The following is a 9,727-nucleotide window of genomic DNA, read 5'->3' on the forward strand; positions in this document are numbered from 1 at the left end:
AGCTCACGTTATTCTAACCTATAATTTGCGTGAAACAATTATACTTCGGTTTTAGGGCAAGGCCGAAAGGATGCGTGTGCGGTTAAAAAAAATCATGAAAGAGCGTTTCTTAAACCGAATTGGGGTTAATAAAAAATAAAAAGAGAAGATCTCGTTTTTAGCTCAAAAGAGTCTGTCGAATATGAACTCAAAGAATTATAGGTATCTAAAAGTTGGGTATTTTCTGATTTCAGGTAACCATAAGGTATTAATATACATATAAATTAAAACAAAGATTATAATAATCTCGGAAACAAATTTACAGAAAATTTTTATATAACAAATTATTCCTACATTTTTTGAAGTTTTGAAAAGAAAACATTTATCAATGTTCATTCTAAAAAGCGGAGAAGTCAGAAGAGGTTCAGAAATTCATAGGCAAAAACAAACAATTATAACTGCAAATCATACGAACGATCTCATTGGTATAAAGCACAAGTCTGAATAAACAAAGTTTTATTTTCTTAAAAATATCTTTATTTTTGCGTTTATAAAAGTTCTAGACTTATACCTCTAAGTTAATCTTCTTACTACAATGAAAACACCCAAAACAATCTCACACATCCGCGTACTCAACGACTCGTTTGAATTTCAAAGCAACGAAGAGCACCAACAAGGTGTTGCTAAAATGGCTGCCGAGTTTGCCGATGCTTTTGGCATGAAGAAATACGGAGAACTCCTTGGACTCTTACACGACAAGGGGAAAGAACAAGAAAGCTTTCAACAACACATCAAGAAAGAAAGTGGCTTTCAACCCAACATCAAAGTAAACGGTAATTACCATCATGCCTATGTGGGAGCACTCCTACTAAAGAAACATTTCCCAAAACTTACGCTATTCCTCACAAACTGCATCGCAGGGCATCATCGCGGTTTATATGACGCTGGCGATGAGAAAGAATTGCTCAAAAACCAGATTCCGCAGGATGTCACGGATGAGGTTCCACAAATAGATATACAACTGCCACAAATCAAACTAGAAGTTGCAGATTTACACCACCTCGAGCGAATGTTGTTCAGTTGCCTTGTTGATGCTGATTATTTGGACACGGAACATTTCATGCAGCCTGATCAAACACGTTTGAGAGGAACAAAAGCATCTATGTCTGAATTACTCCAGAAATTACAGCTATGGGTCGATACTCTAAAAGAAAAATCAGAAGATACTCCCGTCAATCACATTCGCAATTATGTGCAAGAACAATGCGTTAGTGCCAGCAATGCGGAAACAGGCGTTTTCAGTTTGACCGTCCCCACAGGTGGAGGAAAAACACTATCTTCTGTACTCTGGGCTCTGAATCATGCTGTCCGTAATAACCTGCAACGAATCATTATCGCTATACCTTACACAAGTATTATAGTTCAAACAGCGCACGTCCTAAAAAACATTTTTGGAGAAGAAAATGTTTTGGAACACCATTCTAATATCGACTTTAGCAACAATAAAGATTCAGAACTAACAAGCCGCTTGCTGCTGGCAACAGAAAATTGGGACTACCCCATCATCGTTACAACCAACGTACAACTCTTTGAATCATTATTCAGCAATAGACCGTCCGCGTGCAGAAAACTACACAACATAGCCAAGAGCGTACTGATTCTAGACGAGGTACAAACTTTGCCCATCGATTTTCTCCGCCCTATCGTTGACTCTCTCAAGACGCTAAATCGAGTGTTTGGCACATCCATTCTTTTTACTACTGCCAGCCAACCCGTTTTAACAGGAGAGCTTGAAGGAGAAAACACACTCATCAAAATCAAAGGATTCTCTCATATCAAAGAAATAGTCCCTTCGGATGCTAAACTTTATGACAAGCTGCGCAGAGTAGATCTCAAGATTGACGATTCCGCTAAAGATTACGAGGAGATTGCAACCCAACTCTCCCAGCACAAACGAGTGCTCTGCATCGTTAATACGCGCAAAGATGCAAAAGAAATCTTTGAACGCCTACCTAAAGAAGGTATTACGCTGCATCTTTCACGCATGATGTGCCCTCAGCACATCCGAGAAACAATTGAGCAGATAAAAGACGCTCTAAAAAATGAAGAAAACGAAATTATTCGTGTCGTTGCAACTCAGCTGATAGAAGCTGGCGTTGATATAGACTTCCCCATCGTTTTCCGCCAACAAGCAGGACTCGACTCTATCCTCCAAGCGGCTGGCCGCTGCAATCGGGAAGGGAAAATCAAACGTGGAATTACACATGTATTCAGTCTACAAAAAATCAGCAACTTGCCGCGAGGTTTTATTTCTAGAACCAATAGTGCCCGTATGGCTTTAGCGAAAGACTCTGACTGGTTTTCTCCTGAAACTATGCAACAATACTTTCGCCAGCTCTACTCCCGCACACAAACATTTGATAGTAAAGATATAAAAAACCTGCTCTACAACTTCTATTATATGCAGTTTGAAACAGCAGCAAAGGCATTCCAACTCATTGAGGACAATACCATTCCCATCATCATAAATTGGAAAGACAGTCTCAGCCTTATTGACGATGCTGAGAGGTTCACGCCAAGCTATTCACTCATGAAACAACTGGCACAATACACCGTCAGCGTTCGCCAACAAGATTTCAATAAACTGAGAGAAGCTGGAGCTATAGAAGAACTTTTCCAAAACATTTTTGTTGTTAGAGATAAACTGTTCTATGACGAAAAAGTAGGCCTTATCACCACAAACCACTGGATTGAAGAAATACTAATAAAATAAACAATATGGAATATCACGACAAAGAATTTTGTCTGGAAGTATGGGGACCACTTGCCTGCTTCACGCGCCCAGAACTGAAAGTAGAGCGCGTGAGCTACGATGTAATTACGCCCTCTGCTGCCAGAGCCATTTTCGAAGCTATCTTTTGGAAGCCTGCCATCCGTTGGCAAATCACTCGAATAGAAGTGCTCAACCCTATCAAATGGTTCAACATTCGACGCAACGAAGTGGGGGCTGTCGCTTCTGCAAAGAAGAATGCTTCCCCTATCTTCATTGAAGAGAAGAGACAACAAAAAAACTCGCTGATGCTGAGAGATGTTCGATACCGACTCTATGCTAAATTAGTTTTTATTCCCAAGCAGAATAGAAAATATCTGGACACACGCAATCCCGAAATAGATAGAGAAGAAGCAGAACTTCTCCACAAAAACGAGAACCCAGGAAAATACAATGCCATGTTTGAAAGACGTGCAAGTAAGGGACAATGTTTTAACCAGCCGTATCTCGGCACTCGAGAGTGTGTAGCTTCTTTTCGACTCGTCCTCCCGGAATCGGAACAACTCACACCTCCTATTAATGAAACGAGAGACTTAGGACTGATGCTCTATGATATGGATTTCGAAAACAATCCAGAAGACCCCGATGCTATGTTTTATCGTGCTCGTATGGAAAATGGCGTAATAAATGTTCCACTAAAAGATAGTGAGGAGGTACTAAAATGATTCTAAAAGCTTTATACGACTATTACCAACGAAAATCGGAAGAACTACCTGCTTTCGGCTGCGAACTAAAAGAGATAGGCTTTATTCTTGTTATCGACAAGGATGGCAATTTTCTACGCTTTGAAGACAGACGCATTGATAAAAAGAACGCATCGAGTTTTTTGGTAAGAAAACATGTTGGAAGAAGTAGTGCCCCAAATGCCAACCTTTTATATGACAATTGCTCCTATGTCCTCGGATATTCAACAGAGGGAGATATCGACTCAAATGCAAAATATATAAGTGTCTTCAAAGCTAAAGTAGAAGATCTCTACACAAAGCTTCCTAATAATAGCGCAGTTTCTGCAATATGGAAGTTCTATCAAAAGAATCCTGCAGAAAATCTATTGAAAGTGCAAGCTGATCCATTATGGCCTGAAATAGAGAAAAATCTCAACAAGAAATATTCAACCTTTTCTTTTTTGTTAGAAGGAGAAACAACTATTGTGGCTGCTCAAAAAGACGTGATAAACGCTGATGAAGAAAAGGAGGGAAATGAAAAAGAACAGCTATGCCTAATTACAGGAAATCAAGGAAAGGCTGTAGATGTAACAACTGCAACTATGATTGCAGGTAGTCAAGCTACGGCTAAATTAGTTGCCTTTCAAGTAAACTCCGGCTATGACTCTTACGGGAAACAAAAAGGATTCAATGCTCCTATTTCTCAAAAGGCTGAATTTGCTTATACTACAGCATTAAACCACATACTATCAGCTAATTCTCGCAATAAATTCCTTGTTGGTAATCGCACTTACCTGTTTTGGGGTTCCTCAAATAGCAATGGTAATCAAGAAACAGAAAGCAGCATTTTTGCAATGTTTGGTTTTAATGATTCAGAGGAAGAAGATCCCAATGCACGCATTTACCAAATTCGAAAAGTATTCGAAGGAATCTATTCAGGAAGTATTAAGACCGATTTGAACGACCGTTTTTATATTGCTGGACTGGCTCCTAATGCTGCACGCATAGCGATCGTTTATTGGGCAGAACTTCCGCTAAAAGAATTCGCTCATACCATTCTTCGACATTTTGAAGACATGGACATCGTTGATACACGAAAAGAGAAAAAGCCATACATGGGATTAAAATCTATACTGGCTACAGTAACCTTGGGAGGCAAATCGTCTGAAGCAACTCCTAACCTCCCAGACGCAGTAATCAAAAGTATCTTCCAAGGCCTCCCCTATCCTGATACTCTTTACCATAGCTGTCTTCGCAGAATTCGGGCAGAACAGTCTGTAAGCATCACACGAGCTGCAATCCTCAAGGCATACTTAAACAGAAAATACACAAATCAAAAACCTATACAAATTATGTTAGACAAAGAGAACACCAACCAAGGCTACTTATGCGGCCGCTTGTTTGCAGTCATTGACAAACTACAAAACGATGCAAACCACATCCACTCCATCCGAGAGCGGTACATGAATGCTGCAAGCTCCACCCCCGCAACGGTTTTTGCAACCATTCTTAACCTCTCGGCTATTCATGCAAACAACTTAAACAATGAAGGGAGTCGTATTTTCTATGACAAACTCAAGCAAGAAATCATCTCTAAGATAAACGCTGATGGTTTCCCCTCCCATCTCGACTTGCAAGACCAAGGACGCTTCTTTGTGGGCTACTACCAGCAAATGCAATCCTTCTTCTTAACAGAAACAAAACAAACTGAAGAATAAACCTAAAACAACTATATAATTATGTCAGAATTAAAAAACAGAATTGATTTCGTTTACATCTTTGATGTACAAGACGGCAACCCTAATGGTGACCCTGATGCAGGCAACCTGCCTCGAATAGATGCTGAAACAAGTCGTGGTATCGTAACAGACGTTTGCCTGAAACGAAAGGTGCGCAACTATGTTCAACTATCAAAGAACTGCACGCAAGGATATGATATTTTCATTAAAGAGAAAGCAGTGCTCAACACACTGATTGATGCTTCCCATGAAGATGAAACAGTTAAAGCAGCTGATACGAAAAGCAAGACAGCAGCAGCTCGGGACGTGATGTGCAGCAAATACTACGACATTCGCACTTTTGGAGCCGTAATGTCTATGGGAAAAAATGCCGGACAAGTTCGTGGCCCTATCCAATTCACTTTTGCACGCTCCGTAGATCCCATTGTTCCAGCAGAACACTCCATTACAAGAATGGCTGTTGCTACAGAGAAAGAGGCTGAAAAGCAAAATGGCGATAACCGCACTATGGGTCGCAAAGCCACAATCCCCTATGGTCTCTATGTTTGTCATGGCTTCGTATCGGCCAGCTTGGCAAAGCAAACAGGCTTCTCGGAAGAAGACTTTACACTCTTTATTGACGCGCTCAAAGGAATGTTCGATTGCGACCGCTCTGCCGCACGTGGTTTGATGAGCGCACAGAAACTCATTCTATTCCGCCACGATTCTGTTTTAGGTAATGCTCCTGCTAACAAACTCTTCGATTTGGTCAAAGTGGAAAGAACCACGGACAATGTTCCCCGCTCCTTCTCTGACTACCAAGTAACGATAGATAAAACTCAACTCCCTGCAGGAGTTAGCGTTGAAGAAGTCATCTAAATATATGTACGCAGAAGACGATATGCTCATGTTGTCGGGGATACAGCACTTCAAGTTCTGTCCCCGACAATGGGCTTTAATCCATTTAGAACAACAATGGGAGGACAATCGTCTGACAACAGAAGGTAGCCTGATGCACCGAAATGTGGACGATCCGTTCTATCGGCAGAAATGCGGAGATAACATTTGCTTACGCTCTGTTCATATCGCCTCCAAAGAACTGGGACTATACGGAATAGCAGATGTAATCGAACTTCATCCTACATCCAATGAAACTAACAGCATACAACATCCCAAATATCCTGGACTGTGGACGCCGTTTCCTATCGAATATAAACACGGCAAACCCAAAAGAGACGAAACTGATGAGGTACAGCTAACAGCACAAGTGATGTGCCTAGAAGAAATGTACCATATTCAGCTACATAAAGCGTACTTCTTCTATGGAGCTATAAAACATCGGCAGGAAATAGAAATAACAGAGCATTTACGAAGCATCGTAAGAGAGATAGCAGAAAAGATGCATCACATATTCAATAAGGAACTACTCCCCGCTATCAATCTTCAACACCATTGCCAGAATTGCTCGCTCAAAAATAATTGTATGCCAAGTTCTGCTAAAGCTACAAAAGTTGCAACCTATCTCAATAAATATCTCTATGAGAAAACTCCTTAACACACTCTATATCACTACGCCAGAGGCCTACCTCAGCAAAGACAGCGAGAATGTTGTAGTATCTGTCAAGCAAGAAGAAGTTTTCAGAATTCCCATTATCAATATAGAGAGCATCGTTACTTTCGGCTATATGGGAGCTAGTCCTGGACTCATGAATCTCTGTGCTGAAAAAGGAGTCTCACTCACATTTCTTTCTCCAATAGGTCGCTTTATCGGACATTTTCAAGGCCCAACACGCGGCAATGTCCTACTCCGAAAAGCACAATATCAAAATGCAGACGACGAAGAATGGTCACTACAAATCTCTCGATTGCTCATCGCTGCCAAAATACGAAACTATCGCAACATTGTGCAACGCTGCATACGTGACTATGGCTCATTTCCCGAGATTGAACAAATTTCAAAGACTCTCAACTTCAGGAAAAATGAAGCTCTACAAGCTGATAACAAAGACACACTAAGAGGGATAGAAGGCATTGCAGCTAACGAATACTTTTCCATCTTCCCCAATCTAATCACACAACAAAATACAGATTTCCCTTTTAACGGTCGAAATAGACGCCCTCCAAAAGATCCAGTTAACACCTTACTTTCTTTTGCATACACTCTTATCGCCAATGACATAAAAGCAGCTTTAGAAAGCGTAGGTCTTGACCCTTACGTCGGTTTCTTCCATGCGCTACGCCCTGGACGAGCAGCCTTAGCATTAGACTTAATGGAAGAACTCAGAGCCTATCTTGGTGATCGCTTCATCCTATCTCTCATCAATCGCAAACAAATCACTCGGGCCGACTTCCTTCAACAAGGTGAGAATGGTATCCTACTTACCGACAAAGGACGCAAAGTGTTTCTTGCATCATGGCAAAGTCGGAAACGAGAAACCATTATACATCCTTATCTGAATGAAAAAATAGAAATCGGTTTAATTCCCCATGCCCAAGCTATGCTCCTTGCACGATACATACGCCACGACATTGATAACTACCCCGTTTTCTTAATTCCCTAACACCATGAAACTTCTCATAACCTACGATGTGGAAACAATCACAAAAGAAGGACAGAAAAGACTCCGCCTTGTAGCAAAAGCTTGCAAAGACCACGGGCAACGCGTTCAAAATTCAGTTTTCGAATGCGACGTTGATGAATCCCAATTTGTACTTCTCAAACATAAACTCGAAAATATAATAGACAAGGAATCTGATAGCATCCGAATCTATCATCTAAAAAATAATTCACAACAAAGCACAATAATTATAGGTAAAATTACGTCTTATAACGTAGAAAGTCTCTTGATGATCTAAAATGCGAACCTTATGCTCTACATAAATCATCGCAGTTTCGCAGTCTCAGATTATCAACTACTTAACTTAAAGGAAAAGTCAGAAAGTTTATTCAAAGGAAATCCATACCAATACGTTCGCAAAACGTACCACATATTACCCTGACTTTCAGCCCTTTCCTTTTTATACTGTCGCACCCCGCTCGGGGTGCGTGGATTGAAACTGAATTTAATAGCATCACCAAATTTGTTCTAAAAGGTCGCACCCCGCTCGGGGTGCGTGGATTGAAACGTTATCCTGCCATACATCCGCCCCCCAATCGTCGGTCGCACCCCGCTCGGGGTGCGTGGATTGAAACTTTCTTTTGCTGCTCAAGAGCTACGACCATAGGTCGCACCCCGCTCGGGGTGCGTGGATTGAAACCATTGCGAAATACAAGAGTTTCAGCGAAAAGTTGTCGCACCCCGCTCGGGGTGCGTGGATTGAAACTGACAAAGCCGCCGCGGAAATGAGAGCCGCGGGTGTCGCACCCCGCTCGGGGTGCGTGGATTGAAACAGTTTTGCAGGCAAGCGAAAGGGAGCGGAAGATAAGTCGCACCCCGCTCGGGGTGCGTGGATTGAAACACTCTTGAAGAATTAACAGGCGAACTACAACAGTGTCGCACCCCGCTCGGGGTGCGTGGATTGAAACTGTCGATGCTATTGAGTACGCAGTACAAGAGGGGGTCGCACCCCGCTCGGGGTGCGTGGATTGAAACATACTATGGTTATTTGCTTTTTCCCACAAAAGAGGTCGCACCCCGCTCGGGGTGCGTGGATTGAAACATTATATCCGTTTTATTTGGAAAGTATAAAAAGTCGCACCCCGCTCGGGGTGCGTGGATTGAAACTTTCCCAAAATGGCGAAGCAAAAGCATCGAAGCAGTCGCACCCCGCTCGGGGTGCGTGGATTGAAACATACTTTTTTGGTAATCAATGTTTTAGCGTGTAAGTCGCACCCCGCTCGGGGTGCGTGGATTGAAACCGTTCGAAGTAAGAACAACTAATGTGTTACCAAGTCGCACCCCGCTCGGGGTGCGTGGATTGAAACAGCATACACTACTTCGTAATTTTGTGCTATCGCAAGTCGCACCCCGCTCGGGGTGCGTGGATTGAAACTTCTGTCATCGGGAGAGGGGAGTTTTGTTTTAGTGTCGCACCCCGCTCGGGGTGCGTGGATTGAAACTGTTTTTATCCTCTCATAGAGACTTAATACGATGAGTCGCACCCCGCTCGGGGTGCGTGGATTGAAACACAATCAAAAGACTAAATCCAAAAACAATTAAAGGTCGCACCCCGCTCGGGGTGCGTGGATTGAAACTGAACGAAATAGAAAGGTATAAATCAATTCTTGCTGTCGCACCCCGCTCGGGGTGCGTGGATTGAAACAGCGGAGAGGGTGAGGATGTAGCGGAGTTGTGGCTGTCGCACCCCGCTCGGGGTGCGTGGATTGAAACATGTCCGTGATTTGCTCTAGGAAGAAGCGGGGGAGGTCGCACCCCGCTCGGGGTGCGTGGATTGAAACGCTGTCCAAAGGCGCAGGCCAGAGGTGGAGGCATGTCGCACCCCGCTCGGGGTGCGTGGATTGAAACGGCTTTGGTGGAGATGCTGAAGCCAGGGTTGAGGGGTCGCACCCCGCTCGGGGTGCGTGGATTGAAACT

At 42.8% G+C, this 9,727-nt stretch carries 7 protein-coding genes and 1 CRISPR repeat array; all 7 genes read left to right on the forward strand.

The genetic code is table 11. The annotated features are described in order from the left end of the window. Positions 1-574 precede the first annotated feature (574 nt). Genes cas3 through cas2 form a run of 7 tightly spaced genes read left to right on the forward strand, consistent with a single transcriptional unit; the run spans position 575 to position 8,048 of the window. Entirely contained in the window at positions 575-2,752 is a 2,178-nt protein-coding gene (gene cas3 / locus ACO4R2_RS01675; protein WP_484768923.1) for a CRISPR-associated helicase Cas3', read from the forward strand. A 5-nt stretch (positions 2,753-2,757) separates the two neighbouring features. Beyond that, positions 2,758-3,474, forward strand: a complete 717-nt coding sequence (gene cas5c, locus ACO4R2_RS01680) for a type I-C CRISPR-associated protein Cas5c (RefSeq protein WP_484768924.1) — start codon at positions 2,758-2,760, stop codon at positions 3,472-3,474. Continuing rightward, complete coding sequence (cas8c, locus tag ACO4R2_RS01685; RefSeq protein WP_484768925.1) at positions 3,471-5,192, forward strand: type I-C CRISPR-associated protein Cas8c/Csd1; 1,722 nt, start codon at positions 3,471-3,473, stop codon at positions 5,190-5,192. The genes cas5c and cas8c overlap by 4 nt, the downstream gene beginning before the upstream one ends. Positions 5,193-5,213: 21 nt before the next feature. After that, positions 5,214-6,071, forward strand: coding sequence for a type I-C CRISPR-associated protein Cas7/Csd2 (gene cas7c, locus ACO4R2_RS01690; protein WP_484768926.1), 858 nt, complete (start codon positions 5,214-5,216; stop codon positions 6,069-6,071). Positions 6,072-6,075: 4 nt separating this feature from the next. Further along, a complete protein-coding gene (gene cas4, locus ACO4R2_RS01695; RefSeq protein ID WP_484768927.1) occupies positions 6,076-6,747 on the forward strand; it encodes a CRISPR-associated protein Cas4 in 672 nt (223 codons plus the stop codon). Then, the gene (gene cas1c, locus ACO4R2_RS01700) at positions 6,731-7,753 is read left to right on the forward strand and encodes a type I-C CRISPR-associated endonuclease Cas1c (RefSeq protein WP_484768928.1); all 1,023 of its coding nucleotides are present in this window, start codon (positions 6,731-6,733) and stop codon (positions 7,751-7,753) included. The genes cas4 and cas1c overlap by 17 nt, the downstream gene beginning before the upstream one ends. Before the next feature lie 4 nt (positions 7,754-7,757). Continuing rightward, a complete protein-coding gene (gene cas2, locus ACO4R2_RS01705; RefSeq protein WP_484768929.1) occupies positions 7,758-8,048 on the forward strand; it encodes a CRISPR-associated endonuclease Cas2 in 291 nt (96 codons plus the stop codon). A 169-nt stretch (positions 8,049-8,217) separates the two neighbouring features. After that, positions 8,218-9,726: a CRISPR direct-repeat array (repeat unit 33 nt; unit sequence GTCGCACCCCGCTCGGGGTGCGTGGATTGAAAC). The last annotated feature ends 1 nt before the right edge of the window (position 9,727 follow it).

It is taken from the genome of Alloprevotella sp. (assembly GCF_057240785.1).